Origin of the sequence: Morganella morganii (assembly GCF_019243775.1) — a bacterium.
Classification (GTDB): domain Bacteria; phylum Pseudomonadota; class Gammaproteobacteria; order Enterobacterales; family Enterobacteriaceae; genus Morganella; species Morganella morganii.
Genome location: NZ_CP069157.1, coordinates 442,140 through 459,836 on the forward strand (window position 1 = coordinate 442,140; position 17,697 = coordinate 459,836).

A 17,697-nucleotide genomic window follows, 5' to 3' on the forward strand; every position below is an offset into this window, starting at 1 on the left:
ATGCGAGCCATGGATGGCGAGCCTGAGCGCACACGGAAGTGTTTACAGCGACTTTCTGTTTTTGCCCGTTGCCGGTGAAGGCACCGTAATCCCGAATCCCGGTTTTACTCTTTCATCCTTATCTTGAATCCCCGGCGGATTGCCTGAATAATAGTCGCCACTGAGATAAGGAAAATACGATGAAACAACTGATTATCGGATTACTGGGTGTGGTGGTGCTGGTCGGCGTACTGCTGGTCTCCAATTACAACAGCATCCAGACACAGGACGAAGCGGTGACTGCCTCCGCCTCTGAAATGCTCAACCAATACAAACGCCGCGCGGATCTGATCCCGAACCTGGTGAAAACCGTGCAGGCTTCCTCTGACTTTGAACGTCAGGTCTTACAGGATGTGGTGAATGCCCGGGCAAAAGTCGGACAGATGAATATCAGTGTCAGTGATCTGAGTGACCCGGCGCTGCTTGCTAAATTCCAGCAGGCGCAGACTGAACTGGGATCCTCGCTCTCCCGCCTGCTTGCAGTATCAGAACGTTATCCGGATCTGAAAAGTAACGCACTCTACAGCGACTTAATGGTACAGCTGGAAGGCAGTGAAAACCGGATCGCTGTGGCGCGCGGCCGCTATATCGAAAGTGTCCGTGAATACAACACCACTATCCGTAAATTCCCGGCCGTGATTATTGCTAACTACATGGGATACACCGGCAAACCTAACTTCAGCGTTGAAAATGAAGCGGAAGTCACAACAGTTCCGGATGTGCAATTTCAAAAATAAACCGGCTGAACATGATTAACTGATGGCAGGATAAATTGAGTTTCCGGGCAAAATCCGTTAGAAGGAGAGGATAATACTAAGGAGTTATCGTGATTACCGAAGAGTTTCTCTCCAATAATGTGCTCAGCCTGATTGTGCTGGTGCTGTGTCTGCTCGGTTCCGGCGGGCTGATGATTTATAACCGCAAACGGGAAAAAGGCGAGCATGCCACATTAGTGCATGTTTCCCAGTTTATCATGTGGGCGCTGGGAGTCATTATCCTCGGCGATTTCGCCGAGCAGGGAATTGACCACTTTCAGTGGCGCTTTATCACTGCAGATACGGTCGGGATGATCTGCACCACACTGATTGTGCTGATGCTGATCCGCAAATTGTTCCTGATGATAAACCGCCTGGCCGCCGCACAGATCAAACGCGGCAGCGATATCACCTCGGCACATATTGTTTCCCGCGTACTGAAAATCCTGATTGTGATTGTGGTGTTCCTGTTCTACGGCGAACACTTCGGCATGAGCCTGTCCGGCCTGCTGACCTTCGGCGGTATCGGCGGCATTGCTATCGGTATGGCGGGGAAGGATATTCTCAGCAACCTCTTCTCCGGCATCATGCTCTATTTTGACCGCCCGTTTAAAATCGGTGACTGGGTCAGTTCGCCTGACCGGCAGATAGAAGGGACGGTGGTGGAAATCGGCTGGCGTATCACCAAAATTATTACCTTTGATCACCGCCCGCTCTATATTCCGAACTCGCTGTTCTCCTCCATCAGTGTGGAAAATCCGGGGCGCATGACCAACCGGCGGATCAAAACCACCATCGGGCTGCGCTATGAAGATGCGGAGAAGATTTCGCAGATTGTCAGTGAAATACGCGCTATGCTGAAAGCCGAAAGCAGCATTGACCAGCACCAGACATTGCTGGTCTATTTTGATGAATTTGGTGATTCCGCCCTCAATATTATGGTGTACTGCTTTACCAAAACCACGGTCTGGGCAGAGTGGCTGGCAGCACAGCAGGCGGTGTATCTGAAGATTATTGAGATTGTACACCGCAACGGTGCGGACTTTGCTTTCCCGAGCCGGACACTCTATATGGAACACAACAGTGTCTCCCGTGAACCGCCGGGAGTGTGATCTGACACCTTGCACCATCCCCCTTGTTTCCGTTATTGTGCCGCCGGTTAATTCCTGAGACGTTCATCAGAGGCGGCACAATATGGCGAAATATTTTTCCATCGGTGAGATGGCAAAGCTCCATAAAATCAGCATTCAGACACTGCGTTATTATGACCAGTTGGGGCTGTTCCGCCCGGTGTATGTCGATCAGGAAAGTAACTACCGCTATTACACTATCGATCAGTTTTCTCAGCTGGATATTATTAAGTATCTGAAATACCTGGGTATGCCGCTGAAAGAGATCAAACACCGCCTGGAAGACAGCGACACACAAATTCTCAGCCTGCTGACCCGGAAAATTTCCGTGGTGGATGAGAAAATCCGCGAGCTGGAGCTGATTAAAAAAGTCCTCTCCACCAAAAAAGAGACACTGGAAAAAGGGATTGATACCGACAGTATCGGCAAAATCACCCGCCGTTATATTCCGCGCCGTCATATTTTATCGATGAATTATGAGCCCGGTCTGAGCTTTGAGGAGACCATGGAGTTCTCACGGCGGCAGATTGCCAATATCCTCGAGGAAAACATTTCTATTTTCTACGGCGGCGTCAGTGGCCTGGTTTCCCGCGAAGAATTTCTGGCCACACAGCAGGTGCATTACCTGAACAGTTTTGTGATTGTCGAGCGCGACCTGTTTAATCCGCAGGTGCAGGACAAAATTACAGAAATTCCCGACGGTGAATTTATCTGCCTGATGTATCAGGGGCCTTACAGCGAAAATACGGCAGCATTTAAGGCGCTGACGGATTATGCGGAATACAAACGCATTCCGGTGGATGACATGATGTATGAAATCCCGGTGATTGACCCGCTTTCCACCAATGATCAGCGCCAGTTGCTGACAGAAATCCAGATCAAAGTGAAGCGGCGTGAAATTGATACCCGCTGCCTGGTGTAAAACTCTACCCCTACTATAGGTATTAATGCTTTCAATACAGAAACAGGCTGATATTCTTCAGCCTGTTTTGCTTTTCTCCACCGTATAATTACCCGTTTTGTGATGCGCATCTACTATCTCTGAATTGACTCTATAGTAGCTGGAGAGTCTATAGTTATCCACATTACAGCAATGGTTAAAAAGGTCGTTACCGCCACACTATTACCCCCGCTGATCCTGAATCAGCAACCCGAACTCACTAATGATAATAAATGATGACATGCGGATCAGAGTGCTGATCTCATGAGGAGTCTGTTGTGCAAAAAAATACTGATTATGATTTGGAAACCAAACTGATCCACCAGGGTCATTCACCGGATCCGGCCACCGGCGCGCTGGCCAGTCCTATCTACCAGACTGCCACATTTGCGGCGCATTCTGTGGAGCATTTCGAAGAACTGTGCCGGACATGGGGCTATGTCTACAGCCGCGAGTGCAACCCGAACCTGACTGAGCTGGAAAGCAAACTGGCGATGCTGGAAGGGGCGGACAGCGCGATTGTCAGCGCATCCGGCATGGGGGCGATTGCCTCAACCCTGCTGTCACTGGTGAAAACCGGCGATCATATTGTCAGTGCGGACGGGATCTTCTCCCACACCCGCCTGCTGATGACAGAACTGCTGGCAAAATTCGGCGTGGAAATCACTTTTGTTGATGCCACGGTCAGTGACAACATCCGCGCTGCCATGAAACCGGCGACAAAACTCGTGTATGTGGAAAGCCCGCTTAATCCGTCTCTGGAGCTGGTGGATATCCGCGCGGTGGCAGACATTGCCCATCAGAACAAAAGCCTGCTGATTGTTGACAGCACCTTCTGTACGCCGATCCTGCAACGCCCGCTGGAGCTGGGTGCAGATCTGGTGGTTCACAGCCTGACCAAGTTTATGAACGGTCACGGTGATACCCTGGGCGGCGCGGTTATCGGCTCCCGTGAGCTGATCGAACTGATCAAATGGCCGGGATTATGCTGCTTTACCGGCGCGGCGCTGGCACCAAACAATGCCTGGATGATTATGCGCGGAATGAAAACCCTCGATATGCGCATGAAAAAACACTGTGAAAACGGTCTGGCACTGGCGGAGTTCCTGACATCTCAGAGCGAAATCGAAGAAGTACGCTACCCGGCACTGAAGAACCATCCGCATTATGAACTGTGTCAGTCACAGATGAACGGCCTCGGCGGCGGTATTGTCTCTTTCCGTCTGAAAGAGGACATTCACGGCCTGACCCGCGACCAGGTGAGCCGCAAATTTGTGAACTCCCTGAAACTGACCACCATTGCCACCAGTCTGGGTGAAGAGCACACCCTGGTCCAGATGAACGGCGAAAACCTGATCCGTATTGCTGCCGGACTTGAATCAGCAAAAGACATTATTGCGGATTTCCGCCAGGCCCTGGATGCAGTTCACGGCTGATAAAAAGAGATAATAATTATGGCAAATCACATGGCAAATCAATCCCGCGTCAGACGGATGCTGATTCTGTTTCTGCTGGCATTCGGCACTACCGCAATGTACAGCCTGCCTTACCTGAAGTCTTCGTTCTATGATCCGATGCAGCAGGCGCTGGGGCTGACACACATTGAGATCGGTAACCTGCTCAGTCTGTATGGCCTGATCGGTATGTTTTCCTACTTTTTCGGCGGCTGGTTTGCGGATCGTTTTTCACTGCGCAACCTGATCACCTTCTCGCTGATCGCCTCCGGGTCACTGGGATTCTGGTTTGCGACCTTCCCGTCGTATAACACGATCCTGCTGATCCACATTCTGTGGGGTGTCACGACGATCCTGACATTCTTCGCCGCATCGATCAAAGTGGTGCGGATGCAGGGTACGGAGAAAGAGCAGGGGCGGATCTTCGGGTTCTACGAAGGGTTATCCGGTGTGTCCGGTACACTGATCTCGTTTGTTGGTCTTTATTTCTTCGGCAAATTTGCCGAGGCGGCAATCGGCTTCCGTTACGTCGTCTGGCTTTACTCCGGCGCTTCTGTGATCTGCGGCGTGCTGCTGTTCTTCCTGATCGCGCACCGCAGCAGTACCACTGACAGCGGCGAACCGGAAGAAAAAACCACATTCCGTTCGCTGATGAGTGTGGTGAGCATGCCGAAGGCGTGGCTGATCGGGCTGATTATTTTCTCCACTTATGTGGTGTTCTCCAGCCTGACGTATCTCAGCCCGTATCTGTCACAGGTATATGTGGTACCAATTACCCTGGTGACGGCGCTGTCGATTATCCGCACCTATGTGATCAAAATGGTGGCCTCTCCGGTGGCGGGGATCGTGACGGATAAAGTCGGATCATCTATCAGTGTGATGTTTGTCGGCTTTATCATCATGGCCGTGAACTGTGCTCTGTTCCTCGTGATCCCGAAAGGTAACGCCTTTATGTGGTTTGCGGTGGTGAATATGGTGGTACTGAGTGCGTTACTGTTTGCCTTCCGCGGTATCTATTTTGCCTCTGTTGCAGAATCGAAAATCCCGATGAAAACCACCGGCGCGGTGGTGGGTTTTGCCTCCTTTATCGGCTTTTCCCCGGACGCGTTCTATTATTCCGTTGCCGGCTACTGGCTGGATAAATACGGCGAAACCGGCTACAGCTATATCTTTATGCTTTCGGTCGCCTGTGCGCTGCTGGGTGTGGTGGCAACCTTCCTGCTGCGTCAGATCAACCGCCGGGAAGCGGCGGGCGGCGGAATGACACTCTCTCCGTCAGTCTGAAGATACAGAAAGCCCCCCGAAACGGGGGGGCTTTGCACAAAAAGCGTCCTGCTGATTAATAGCGGTATTCCACGCCCAGCCAGAAGTTACGGCCTTCTTCCATATAGCCGTTGGTGTACCCGTAGGATTTATCAAACAGGTTATTGACGGAGGCATTGGCGGAAATGCCGTAACCGAAGTCATAATCCACGCGCAGGCCGGTAAGAGCATAACCGGCCACTTTGTCATTATTGTCGTTATACTGATAGCTCCAGGCACGGAACTCTTCGGACAGGGTGATCGACAGCGGCTCTATCGGTGTGACTTTCACCCAGGCATACATTTTATGCTTCGGCAGCCCTTCCGCATGATCAACATCTTTCGGATCACTGTGGATGTAGCTGTAGTTGATCCCGGTTTTCAGCCAGTCACTGACTTCGCCTTTCACGCCCAGATCCAGTCCGGTGTAATCCACACGGCCACTGTTCTGGTTCTGGAAGTAGCGGTCACCGTTTTTAATCACTGTGTGCGCGAGGATCGCATCATCCACGCGGTTGTGATAGATGCTGGCCTGGTAGCCCCATTTATCGGTGATATTCCCTTCATAGGTTAAATCGAAGGTCAGTGCGCGTTCGGCTTTCAGGTTCGGGTTAATGATACCCAGCGAACCGTCTTTTGGTTTTTCAGTGGTATAGCGCTCTTTCTGTGTCGGGAAGCGGCTGCGGTCAGACACGGAAAACCGCACGTTGTCCTGGTTGGCGAAGGTGTATTTTGACATCACTTCCCAGTTAAACGCGTGCTGATCATTATCATCCGCACCTTTATCCGCCTGACGGCTTTCACGCCAGTCATAACCGATGGCACCGATAAAATCGAGATCAGACGTGGCTGCCCACTGGTATTCGGTGGCGACAGAATAAGTGCGATCTTTGTAACGCAGAATATTCCCGTTACGTTGTTTCTGTGCGCGGTGAACGTCATCTTTCCAGTGTGCGGAGAATGACAGCAGATCGCTTTCGCGCATGTCGATCCCTAACTGGAGAGAGGCGCCGTTGCTGAAATCATCGTAATAGCTGTAATCGTACCCTTTGCCGTCTTTTTTATACATCAGCAGGGTATTTTCAAACTTGTCATGGAACAGACGACCCTGGAGATTTACGCCGTCTGTCAGCTGAGTGGTACTGTTGAAATAGTAGCTCTCTTTGTTGTAATCCGGCCATTCCCACCAGCTGTATTTGCCTTTGCCCGGCACCGCAGACGGCGAACTGTCTTTGCTGCCATCCTGCTTCAGATAGGTAAAGACATACTGATCGGTTTCACGCGGGGTCCAGCCCACTTTCACCATGCCGCGTTTATCATCGGATGAGGAGTGCGCACGGCGGCCGTTGCTGCCAGCCAGGGCATTGTCATCATCGGAGCCCGGCAGGCCGAGGAAACGCTGTTTGTACTGGCTGCCGCTGACCTGGATAAACCCGAGGTCGCTGCGTGCGCCGACACGGGCGCTGGTGTTATAGGCATTATCCGCGCCGCGTGCGAAGCCCTGGCTGAATGATACGTTGGCCTCAAACGGTTTTTTCGGGGTGGCGGTGGTGAGGTTGATTGCACCGCCCATCAGGTTCGGGCCCTGTAACAGCGAGGTATAACCTTTGCTCACCTCAATACTTTCCAGTTCGCTGGTCATAAAGCGGCCGAGGTCAAGGTTGCCGTCATACGGGACATAAGTCGGGATCCCGTCGAAGAACACCGGCACCTGGCGGCTGTCAAAACCACGGACTTTAACGGTCAGCTCATTACGATTGCCGGATTTTTCGAGAACCACACCCGGCATGGTGCTGATGGCTGTCGCCGCATTGGTTTTGTTCAGCGACTGCATCTGCGGCTGTGTGATGACATCCGGATTGGAGGCCACCGGGCTGCCCCAGACGGTCAGAATATCTGCGCTTTCTGCCTGTACCGCAGGCGCGGTTGCCAGCAGAATAGCTGAGCAGGGTAGAGTTCGTTTCATTGTTATTTTTCCTGTTACCGATATGTATTTATTTATATAACGACTTGCAAAACAAAAGGATAAAACGGCCGGTTCAGTGACCTGACCGGTTTATCCCTTAACTCACTATAAGGTTGTGTGGTTTTCCGTCAGCGCGGATATAACCGGACTTTAATATCCGCCGGGGACGCATAATACGGCGCGGACGTGACAAACAGCTTCACGCCGGTATCCGCATACTGCCCGATGGTCTCTGCATTCAGCCCGCCTGCAGCAGACAGTGTGCAGTCCGGTGCCAGCACCGCCGCGTCTTTGACGAGACGGCGGATATCATCAGGACTGAATTTATCCAGTTGCAGCACATCAGGGCGGCCTTTCAGCGCCTGATAAGCTTCATCCGGATTGTCCGCTTCGGCAATAATGGTCTTTTCCGGGGCTTCACGGCGCAATGTTGCAATCGCTGCACACCAGTTTTCCGGCTCTGCCAGGAAACGGCGGTGATTGGCAAACAGCAGAATAGTTTCCGCGCAGCCCTGACGGTGAATAATGCCTTTCCCGGCCAGTACAGCAGCGGTTGCCAGCAGCTTGGTACCGGGGATATTTTTACGGGTGCAGGCCAGCTGTGCGTCCGGCTGATACTGACGAAGGGTATCCACCATGCAGCGGGTCATCTGTGTCACGCCGCTGCTCCACTCAATCACATTCTGGACAATCTTCCAGCCCTGATGCAGTGCTTCCGCACGACCGGTTGCGGTCAGCAGCAGAGCGCCTGCTTCCGTATGATCGCCGTCATTAGCGTGTAATTGTGTCTGTAATCCGAGTTTTTCCAGTAACTTCTGACCCAATGTCAGCCCGCTGACATAACCGGCCTGCTTGCGGGAAAAGTGCATTTCCCCGCTCTGTGCGCCGATGCCGAGTGCGCGGGTGGTGAGATCACCGTAATGGATGTCCTCCAGCAGGAGGCTGTCCAGAAAGGCATCACTGTAGTAGATCACTTCTGACCTCCCGGCAGCAGCAGGGCGGATTCCGGTACCACACTCCAGGAAACCATGGCCCAGTCGCGGGTGGCCGGCACCACCGGCAGGCCGTCAGCCGCCTGCTGGTCGTAATAGCGGCGCAGCAGTGTCATTTCATGGTCATCAAGCTGTCCCAGCGACCAGATCACACCTTCGGCAAACTGCTCAAAGGTCATATTGTCGCGGCTCTGGCAGTTCGGACTGCGGATAAATTCCACATCCGGATGAATGCCGAGCTGGTTGAGAATATTCACCGCGTAAATATAAGTCGGCAGTGTGACCGGTGTGCGGCCGATGGCGCGGATCACGCGGATATCGACAAATGTCGGGCTGACAGTGTGGGTGGTGTAAACCCGCAGCCGCGCGTGACGGTTCAGTTTCAGCAGCGCGGCCTGTAAATCCATCACCAGGGTGGAGCGGGAAGCCACAGCGATATCGCACGGCGGCAGGGCTGACCAGTCATCTTCCCAGGCGCAGTGACGGAAGGTGACGTGTGAGCAGCCCTGAGTCTCAGCCCGCTGACGCGCGACTTTCAGCATCCCTTCGCTGTAATCAATACCGGTGACCTGCTCAAAGCTGTCCGCCAGCTGCAACGCGACAGAGCCTGGCCCGCAGCCGACATCCAGCAGCGTTTTCGCGCCGGTGGTATCGACAATCTCTTTAAAGCGGATCAGGTAAGGATCGGCGGGGTTCGCACAGCTTTGTGCCATTTTCTCCGCACGTTTATCCCAGTGTTCCGGATCTTTGCGGGTACGTTCGGCCTGTGCGAGATGGTCGCGGTAGAGTTGTGCGAAATCGATATCATCAATAGTCATGAGCATCCCTTATAAGCTGGCTGCGCGAAGTGGGCAGCAATATGTTCTGGTGTCACATGATAGAGTGCCGCCAGGGTTTCCGGTGTGAGCAGCGCGGCAGGTTTATCCTGGCAGGCGGGGCTGTCTTTGCTGAGCATCACAATGCTGTCTGCCACGGCGGCCGCATGCTGCGGGTGGTGGGTGGACATCAGCACGGTGATCCCTCTCTCACGTAACTGTTCGATTTTATTCAGTAATTTTATCTGATTGCCGAAATCGAGGCTGGCCGCCGGTTCATCCATAATCAGCAGCCCCGGCTGTTGTACAAGGGCGCGGGCAATCAGTACCAGCTGTTTTTCCCCGCCGCTCAGGCAGGAATAGGAGCGCTGTGCCAGATGGGCGATCCCCATATGATCCAGTTCCTGCTCTGCCATCTGCCGTTCAGCGCGTCCCGGGGCGGCAAACAGGGAGAGATGGGCACTGCGTCCGAGTGCGACCATATCCGCCACCCGGAAAGAAAACGGCATATTGTGCGCCTGCGGCACATAGGCAACGCGGCGGGCGAGTGCGGCGGCACTCCAGTCACGCAGCGGTGTGTTATCAATGCGGATCTCCCCGGCCTTTGGTGGTAACAGGCCGAGCAGGGTTTTCATCAGCGTGGTTTTGCCGCAGCCGTTGGCACCGAGCAGACAGATAATTTCTCCCTGATGTAATTGCAGATTTATGTCAGTGAGTATTAACTTCTCTCCGTAGCCGACCGCCAGGCCGCGGGTGGTCAGGACATCGCTCATCCGTTCCTCCGGGTCTGCAACAGCAGAAAAATAAAGAAAGGTGCGCCGACCGCAGATGTCAGAATGCCGAGCGGCAGTTCAATCGGGGCAATGGTGCGTGCCAGTGTGTCTGTCAGCAGCAGCATGATGGCGCCGATCAGCAGTGACACCGGCAACTGGTGGCTGAAGTTAGCACCCACTAACAAGCGGGTGATATGCGGGACAATCAGCCCGAGCCAGCCGATAATTCCCGCGACAGAGACCGCACTTGCGGTGATCAGGGTGGCGGAGGCAATAAAAATCAGCCGCGTCACGGTGACATTCAACCCGAGTGCGCGGGCTTCTTCATCACTCAGGCTGAGCAGATTCATACGCCAGCGCAGCAACAGAAGCGGCACCATCCCGGCGAAAATCAGCGGGGCGGTGGTTTTAATATCATCCGGTGAAATCGCGGACAGGCCGCCGAGCAGCCAGAAGGTCATGGCGGGCAGTTGGGTATAGGGATCGGCCAGAATTTTCATCAGGGAAATGGCCGAGCCGCACAGGGCACTGACAGCGATCCCGACCAGCACCAGCGCCAGTACCGGATCATGCTGACGCGCCAGCCGGGCGACAGAATAGACCAGGGCAACCACACACAGCCCGCCGGTGAAGGCGAACAGCTGGATAGTGAGCATTGACTGACCTGCAAAAATTCCTAGGATCGCACCAACCCCGGCACCTGCGGAAACACCCAGGATATCCGGTGAAACCAGCGGGTTACGGAACATGCCCTGATACGCCGCCCCGGCTATCGCCAGTCCGCCGCCGATAATCAGTGCGGCGGCAATGCGCGGCAGACGGATTTGCCAGAAGACTGTCATATCACGGCTCAGCGCCGGATCATCCGCGCCGCTGTTGCCGGTGATTTTCGCCTGCACCACATCCCACAGTTGCTGCGGAGTCAGTGAGAACTTACCAACATTCAGAGCAATGCCGGTGACCAGCACCAGCAGCACAAGCAGTAACAGGGTTTTGGCGGAGGTGGTCATCGGGCGGATAACAGACTGTTAATCTGTGCCTCCGGCAGCGGAGAGCGATAGAACAGGCTGAAAAACAAACCAGTGTCTGCTTTCAGATCGGTACTCTCCGGTTCAAACTGTGCCTGAAGGCGGCGCAGCCCCAGCAACCGGTTCAGTCCCGGCGGGCTGTCGAGCCAGCCGAACGGCAGCCCGGCATAGTAAAAGACCTGTTTATTCTTCACTGCATCCAGGCTCTGCCAGACCTCACCCTGCATAATGGCATCATACGTCACGGCATCCTGGGCGATAATAAAATCCGGGTTCCACTGCAGTAACTGTTCGAAAGAGACTTCCGCCAGCCCCTGCATATCCGGGACATCCGCGACATTCTCAAACCCCAGTAATTCCGGGGCTTCGCTGTGAATCGAACCACGCAGACCGGTTTGCAGGCCTTTCGCGCCGCGAGCCAGATAAAAACGGCGTTTGTGTGTCTGACGATCAGCAAAAGCAGCAGCATCCAGCAGCCATTTTTCCGCCAGTTGTGCCTGTTGTTCCGTGCGTTCTGTTTCCCCCAGCAATGCACCGGCCTGACGCAGCAGATCCGGGGTTTGTGTCAGATTGCCGGACAACAGAATATACGGAATGCCGGTCTGGCGGCTGAAACGGGCGGCCTGTGAACGGTAAGTGTCATCGGTCAGCCCGCTGTCAACAATCACATCCGGCGCCAGCGCCAGCAGGGTTTCCGGGGAGAGGGTACTGCCGCGTCCGGAGAGGCGTCCGGTGACCGGCAGCGCGCGCCAGCGGGGGGCAAAATACGGGTTATTTTTTACTGACAGGGAGGCGAAGCCCGGCAGTTTTTCCGGGCGACCGCAAACAGCAGCTGATCAGTCGGCGGGCCGCTGCTGACCACACGGTGAATGGCTTCCGGCGGCGGAAGCTGACCATAAATAAAGACCTGAGAGGCAGTTTCCGGCGCGGCAACGGCTGACAATGCCGGGAAAGTGAACAGCAGTGCGCAGCAGAAAAGAAATCCGGAGCAGGGGCGGTTAAGTGTCATCGTGATCAGTCGTCATTATCGTTATATGTATTGTTATACAGCGGGACGTTAGCGCAGAGCATGAGGTGAGTCAATAAAATCAGCGGTAAATAGGGAAGTAAGTCAAAAGAAGGTAAAATTCCGGGTGGAATACGGTATAACTACGGCCTCTTTCGGCGGATATGACGACACACAGACCAGTCTGTATTAAGATAAGCACTATGAAGAAAAAACGCCCTTCGTTACAGGACGTGGCTGACCGCGTTGGTGTAACCAAAATGACTATCAGCCGCTTTTTGCGTAACCCCGAACAGGTTTCCGAAAAACTGCGCGGCACGATTGCCCGTACCCTTGATGAACTGGGGTATATCCCGAACCGGGTGCCGGATATTTTATCCAATGCCACCAGCCGGGCTATCGGCGTGCTGCTGCCCTCGCTGACCAACCAGGTGTTTGCGGAAGTGATCCGCGGTATCGAAACCGTGACGGATGCGGCCGGTTATCAGACAATGCTGGCGCACTACGGCTATCAGGCGGAGAAAGAAGAAGATCGCCTGGTCTCCCTGTTGTCTTACAATATCGACGGCCTGATCCTGGCCGAACGCACCCACACCCCGCGCACCCTGAAAATGCTGGCCACCGCCGGTATTCCGGTGGTTGAGCTGATGGACAGCGTCTCCCCCTGCTATGATTCCGCCGTCGGGCTGGATAACCGGCTCGCGTCATTTGAAATGACGCAGGCCATGATTGCACGCGGCTGCCGCCGTGTGATTTACCTCGGCGCGCGCCATGACGAACGGACATTCATGCGCCTTCAGGGTTATGAACAGGCTATGCGGGATGCCGGGCTTGAACCGGGCAATGTGATGACGCAGGAAAGCTCCTCGTATTCGCTGGGGGCGAGACAACTGCACCAGGTCAGAGCTGATTATCCGGATGCTGACGGGCTGTTCTGTACCAACGATGACCTTGCTATCGGTGCTGTTTTTGAGTGTCAGCGCCTCGGGATCCGCATCCCGCAGGATCTGGCGGTTGCCGGGTTCCACGGCCATGATGTCGGCCGTGTGATGACCCCGAAACTGGCGAGTGTCCTCACACCCCGTGATCTGATGGGCCGCCGTGCGGCAGAAGTGCTGCTGGCACGTCTGCGCGGCGAACTGCCGCCTCAGCAGATAGTGGATGTCGGCTTCGAATTATTACCGGGAGAGAGTATTTAACGGCTCCCGGCCCTTCCTGAAGTGACAGGAATTTCATTTGAGATAACTGTCACAATTTGTTCATCCGAAAACAGTGTTTGATTGCATTGTAACCATATCCGTTGGTAATGTTACCGGTAATAGTTACCGGTAACATATCCGGTGATAATGACCGCATAAGAGGAATTGTTATGAGTGATAGCCAAAAACCACATCACGCCTTTGTTTTGATGGGGGTTTCCGGCTGCGGAAAATCCGCTGTGGCTAACGGGGTTGCTACCGGGCTGAATGCGGCCTTTCTGGACGGGGATTACCTGCATCCGCGTGCCAATATCGAAAAAATGGCGGCCGGGCACCCGCTGAATGATGCCGATCGTGAACCGTGGCTGAAAGCCATCAACGACGCGATTTTTGCTATGCAGCGGACCAATGAGCTTTCGGTGATTGTCTGTTCGGCGCTGAAAAAAAGCTACCGCGATATCCTGCGCCGCCAGAATAAAAACCTGTCATTTATCTGGCTGAAAGGGGATTTTGAGCTGATCGAAAGCCGCCTGAAAGCCCGCAAAGGGCATTTCTTCAAACCGGAAATGCTGATCACACAGTTTGATACCTTAGAAGCACCGGACACTGCCGCAGAGCAGGATGTACAGGTGCTGGACATTCAGCCGCCGCTTGAGGATGTGATCGCGGGCGCGGTTCAGATTATCAGACAGGTTTCCGGAGGTCAGTCATGACAACATTAACCCTGGTGTTAACCGCCGCCGGGTCGGTATTACTGCTGCTGTTCCTGGTGATGGTGGCGCGGCTGCATGCGTTCGTGGCACTGATGATTGTGGCTATCGGCGCGGGGCTGTTTTCCGGCATGCCGCTGGAGCAGATCACACAGACCATGCAGAACGGCATGGGCGGCACGCTCGGTTTCCTGGCGATAGTGGTCGCGCTCGGGGCGATGTTCGGCAAAATCCTGCATGAAACCGGCGCACTCGACCAGATAGCTGTCAAACTACTGAATTCCTTCGGTGAAAAACGGGCGCATTACGCGCTGGGGATCGCCGGGCTTATCTGCGCTCTGCCGCTGTTCTTTGATGTGGCGATTGTCCTGCTGATCGGTGTGGTCTTCGCTGTTGCCCGTCGTACCGGCGGTAACGTGGTGCGCCTGGCTATCCCGCTGTTTGCCGGTGTGGCGGCGGCTGCCTGCTTCCTGCTGCCGGGACCGACCCCGATGCTGCTGGCAGACCAGATGAATGCAGATTTCGGCTGGATGATCCTGATCGGCCTGTGTGCGGCGATCCCGGGTATGATCCTGGCAGGACCCCTGTTCGGTAACTTTATCAGTAAGTTTGTCACCCTGGAGCTGCCGGAAGACCTGACTGAACCGGCTCTCGGACAACACAAGATGCCATCGTTTGGCCTGAGCCTGGCGCTGGTACTGTTCCCGCTGGTGCTGGTCGGTCTGAAAACCATTGCTGCGCCGATGGTGGATCCGGATTCAAAACTGCACGCCTGGCTGGTGTTTATCGGACACCCGTTCCTGGCGATCCTGATTGCCTGTCTGGTGGCGATTTACGGCCTGGCAATCCGCCGTGGCATGAGCCGCAATAAAGTCATGGAAATCTGTTCTGCTGCTATTCAGCCAGCCGGGATTATCCTGCTGGTGACCGGTGCCGGCGGTGTGTTCAAACAGGTGCTGGTGGATTCCGGCGTAGGTCCGGCACTGGGTGAATCACTGATTGGTGCGGGGCTGCCGATTGCTGCTGCCTGTTTTGTCCTCTCTGCCGCCGTCCGTGTGATCCAGGGCTCTGCAACCGTTGCCTGTCTGACCACCGTCGGTCTGGTACTGCCGGTTATCGGTGAACTGGGCTATTCCGGCGCACAGCTGGCGGCTCTGTCTGTTTGTATCGCGGGCGGCTCTATTGTGCTGAGCCACGTGAACGACTCCGGTTTCTGGCTGTTCGGTAAATTTACCGGTGCCACCGAAGCACAGACCCTGAAGACCTGGACACTGATGGAAACCATCCTGGGAACCACCGGGGCGCTTGTCGGTATGCTGTTCTTCGCCTTCCTGTAACACTTCTGTTTTCACTCTCCGGCAGCGGGTTATTAAAATCCGCTGCCGTTTTTATCACTCCCCGCCGTCTGCATAAAGCCTCCGTTTTCTCCGCCGATAGTTAATGTGTCCCCGGCGGCAATCTGCGCTATTTCCCTGAGTTGTGTTATCTGTCTTAACCGGAATTAACATGCTGAATATAATGAAAAAATGGTTTTTTCTGCAAAAGAAACAGTCCGCAATCCCCGGGGAAGTGCCGGCGGTTTTTCCGGAACCGGCAACGCGAGCGGTGATGGCAGACAGTGATGAACAGCAGTGCGTTCACGGTGAAATTTTGTGCCGGCATTTGCTGGAGGGTATGGCGGTGATAGAAATTATCCGCAATTCTCTGCTGGATTCCGGCACCCGGCTTGCCGGGGAGCAGGGCACTCTGGATGAAATCGCGCTGCATAACAGTGAAACACGCCGCTACATGCAGGAGTTGTGCAGTGTGCTGGATGATATCAGTGAGCACGCGGATAAAGGGCTTGATTACACACAAAAGCTGATCTCAGTGCTGGGGCAGATTAATCAGAACATTAATAATATCGAACGACTGGCCAACCAGACGAACCTGCTGGCGGTTAACTCAGCGATTGAAGCTTCCCATGTCGGCAGCCGGGGGGCCGGGTTTTCGGTCATCGCCCGGGAAATAAAACAATTATCCGGCGAAATTCAGAACGAAGCCATCAATATCACCGCTTTTACCGGCAAAATAAAGTCACATGCCAACTCGATTTATACGGATGCGGAAGATAACCAGAAGCTGGTGAGCTGTATCCGTAATATTGCGGTTCAGACGGACGAACGCTTACAGAGTATGATCACCATTTCTTCGCGGATGGAGGCGATCATCCGGTTTGTGGCGGTGCAGCAATTTCTCAATACCGTCAAACTGGATCATGTTATCTGGAAAGGGGATATCTACCGCCGCCTGCTGGACGGAAACGCTGATTTATCGGTTAATGACCACACACAGTGCCGTCTCGGCAAATGGTATTACGCGGACGAAGGACAGCGGTTTACCGGCCATGATGCCTACCGGAAACTGGAAAGGCCGCACCGGCTGGTACATCTTTCCGGGCGCCTGGCGCTGGAAGCCCGGGCGAAGGGCTCACTTCATGATGAAGAACTGCATTTGTCGGCAATGGAAGATGCCAGCCGCGAAGTGATTGAAAACATCGATGATCTGCTGGTATCGATCAGTTACTGAAAGAAAAACCCCCGGAATCCGGGGGCTGAGTGAACATCGCTGTCGGGTAAACGGGCGGTGTTTCAGAGGTGGTGATGTAAAAACTCACTCAGTTCAGAGCGGGTGGGTGCGCCGTCAGAGCCCGGGCGGCTGACCACAATGGCCGCCACCGCATTACCGGTCCGTACGGCATCCGTGAGCGGTTGTCCGCAGGCCAGTCCGGCGAGAACACCGGCACAGTGGCTGTCTCCGGCGGCAATGGTATCGGCTACCGGCACTTTGTACGCCGGGATTCTGACCGGCTGTTGTCCCGGCTGGCACACCACAGCGCCTTCTTTATCAAAGCGGGCGATCAGCGGCAGGCCGTAGCTGTCGGCAAACGCCTGTGCATCGTCTGTCTGTATCTCAGACTGTTTTCCGCCCTGCGGATTGAGCTGTGCCAGCTCATCACGGTTGACGGTCAGCAGCGGTTTTTTCGCCAGCAGCTTTTCAATAAAGTCCGGATCAATGTCCCGCAGACGCGGACCGAAATCCGCAAACAGGGTTTTATCCGCACTCTGTGCCAGCAGCCAGTTGCGCAGCGGCGCGCTTTCCGGACTGACCAGTTCGTAACCGGAGACATAAATCAGGGCATTGTCCGGTACCGGAATTTGTGCGAGCAGCGCGTCACTCCAGTGCTGCTCACAGCCTTCGATGGTGATGAATGTGCGTTCTTTGCTTTCCTCCACCAGCGCCAGACACCAGCCGTTATCGTGCGTCGGATGGCGCAGCAGAACCGGCAGATTTTCCTTTTCCATCGCGGCGGTGACCTGTTTTCCCCAACTGCCGTTTCCGGCGGGAATGCCATTGACCGGTGTAATACCGAGACGGCTCAGCGCGCGGGCGACATTAAAGGCGCAGCCGCCGATCTGCTGCCCGAGCGGCAGGGCGCTGATATCATCCCCGCTGTGCGGCAGTGCATTCACTTCCAGCATCACATCGCCGAAAGCCGCGCCGATAACCACGACCGGGCGCTGTGGTGTCAGTAATGTTACATCCATC

15 protein-coding genes and 1 pseudogene are annotated in these 17,697 nt (G+C 54.6%); 9 read left to right on the forward strand and 7 right to left on the reverse strand.

Going from position 1 to position 17,697, the window contains the following annotated elements:
• Nucleotides 1–179 precede the first annotated feature (179 nt).
• The 5 genes from JL661_RS02095 to JL661_RS02115 all read left to right on the forward strand — a co-directional run bounded on the left by JL661_RS02095 (nucleotide 180) and on the right by JL661_RS02115 (nucleotide 5,602).
• Complete coding sequence (locus tag JL661_RS02095) at nucleotides 180–776, forward strand: LemA family protein (RefSeq protein ID WP_024474378.1); 597 nt, start codon at nucleotides 180–182, stop codon at nucleotides 774–776.
• Between the two features lie 92 nt (nucleotides 777–868).
• Nucleotides 869–1,906 carry a mechanosensitive ion channel family protein gene (locus JL661_RS02100; protein ID WP_412098830.1) on the forward strand — a complete coding sequence of 346 codons (1,038 nt, stop codon included), beginning with the start codon at nucleotides 869–871 and terminating at the stop codon, nucleotides 1,904–1,906.
• 82 nt (nucleotides 1,907–1,988) lie between these two features.
• A complete protein-coding gene (locus JL661_RS02105) occupies nucleotides 1,989–2,846 on the forward strand; it encodes a MerR family transcriptional regulator (protein WP_024474379.1) in 858 nt (285 codons plus the stop codon).
• 296 nt (nucleotides 2,847–3,142) lie between these two features.
• Complete coding sequence (locus JL661_RS02110; protein ID WP_062772028.1) at nucleotides 3,143–4,300, forward strand: trans-sulfuration enzyme family protein; 1,158 nt, start codon at nucleotides 3,143–3,145, stop codon at nucleotides 4,298–4,300.
• 30 nt (nucleotides 4,301–4,330) lie between these two features.
• Nucleotides 4,331–5,602, forward strand: coding sequence for an MFS transporter (locus JL661_RS02115; RefSeq protein WP_051456172.1), 1,272 nt, complete (start codon nucleotides 4,331–4,333; stop codon nucleotides 5,600–5,602).
• Nucleotides 5,603–5,657: 55 nt separating this feature from the next.
• Here the strand turns inward: JL661_RS02115 and JL661_RS02120 are convergent, their stop codons facing one another.
• From JL661_RS02120 to JL661_RS02145, 6 genes and pseudogenes are all read right to left on the reverse strand, one after another.
• A complete protein-coding gene (locus JL661_RS02120; protein ID WP_062772025.1) occupies nucleotides 5,658–7,586 on the reverse strand; it encodes a TonB-dependent receptor plug domain-containing protein in 1,929 nt (642 codons plus the stop codon).
• A gap of 128 nt (nucleotides 7,587–7,714) precedes the next feature.
• Nucleotides 7,715–8,560, reverse strand: a complete 846-nt coding sequence (modD, locus tag JL661_RS02125) for a ModD protein (protein ID WP_004241224.1) — start codon at nucleotides 8,558–8,560, stop codon at nucleotides 7,715–7,717.
• Nucleotides 8,557–9,396 (reverse strand): class I SAM-dependent methyltransferase, encoded by an 840-nt coding sequence (locus JL661_RS02130; protein WP_004241226.1) that lies wholly within the window; start codon nucleotides 9,394–9,396, stop codon nucleotides 8,557–8,559. Before JL661_RS02130 ends, modD begins: the two co-directional genes overlap by 4 nt.
• Nucleotides 9,393–10,166: an ABC transporter ATP-binding protein gene (locus JL661_RS02135; RefSeq protein ID WP_004234844.1), complete on the reverse strand. Its 774-nt coding sequence runs from the start codon at nucleotides 10,164–10,166 to the stop codon at nucleotides 9,393–9,395. The genes JL661_RS02130 and JL661_RS02135 overlap by 4 nt, the downstream gene beginning before the upstream one ends.
• Complete coding sequence (locus JL661_RS02140) at nucleotides 10,163–11,176, reverse strand: FecCD family ABC transporter permease (RefSeq protein ID WP_024474386.1); 1,014 nt, start codon at nucleotides 11,174–11,176, stop codon at nucleotides 10,163–10,165. The genes JL661_RS02135 and JL661_RS02140 overlap by 4 nt, the downstream gene beginning before the upstream one ends.
• Nucleotides 11,173–12,203: pseudogene (locus tag JL661_RS02145) on the reverse strand (ABC transporter substrate-binding protein). The gene JL661_RS02140 and the pseudogene JL661_RS02145 overlap by 4 nt, the downstream one beginning before the upstream one ends.
• Before the next feature lie 200 nt (nucleotides 12,204–12,403).
• Here JL661_RS02145 and gntR point away from each other — a divergent pair.
• From gntR to JL661_RS02165, 4 genes are all read left to right on the forward strand, one after another.
• Nucleotides 12,404–13,399 carry a gluconate operon transcriptional repressor GntR gene (gene gntR, locus JL661_RS02150; RefSeq protein WP_062772019.1) on the forward strand — a complete coding sequence of 332 codons (996 nt, stop codon included), beginning with the start codon at nucleotides 12,404–12,406 and terminating at the stop codon, nucleotides 13,397–13,399.
• 170 nt (nucleotides 13,400–13,569) lie between these two features.
• On the forward strand, nucleotides 13,570–14,112 hold the full coding sequence (gene gntK, locus JL661_RS02155) for a gluconokinase (protein ID WP_004241234.1): 543 nt from the start codon (nucleotides 13,570–13,572) through the stop codon (nucleotides 14,110–14,112).
• On the forward strand, nucleotides 14,109–15,446 hold the full coding sequence (gene gntU, locus JL661_RS02160; protein ID WP_004234850.1) for a gluconate transporter: 1,338 nt from the start codon (nucleotides 14,109–14,111) through the stop codon (nucleotides 15,444–15,446). The genes gntK and gntU overlap by 4 nt, the downstream gene beginning before the upstream one ends.
• Nucleotides 15,447–15,615: 169 nt before the next feature.
• Nucleotides 15,616–16,677, forward strand: coding sequence for a methyl-accepting chemotaxis protein (locus JL661_RS02165; protein WP_046025010.1), 1,062 nt, complete (start codon nucleotides 15,616–15,618; stop codon nucleotides 16,675–16,677).
• A 62-nt stretch (nucleotides 16,678–16,739) separates the two neighbouring features.
• On the opposite strand, the gene JL661_RS02170 is transcribed toward JL661_RS02165, so the two are convergent.
• Nucleotides 16,740–17,696, reverse strand: coding sequence for a PfkB family carbohydrate kinase (locus tag JL661_RS02170; protein WP_004234852.1), 957 nt, complete (start codon nucleotides 17,694–17,696; stop codon nucleotides 16,740–16,742).
• Nucleotide 17,697 lies beyond the last annotated feature (1 nt).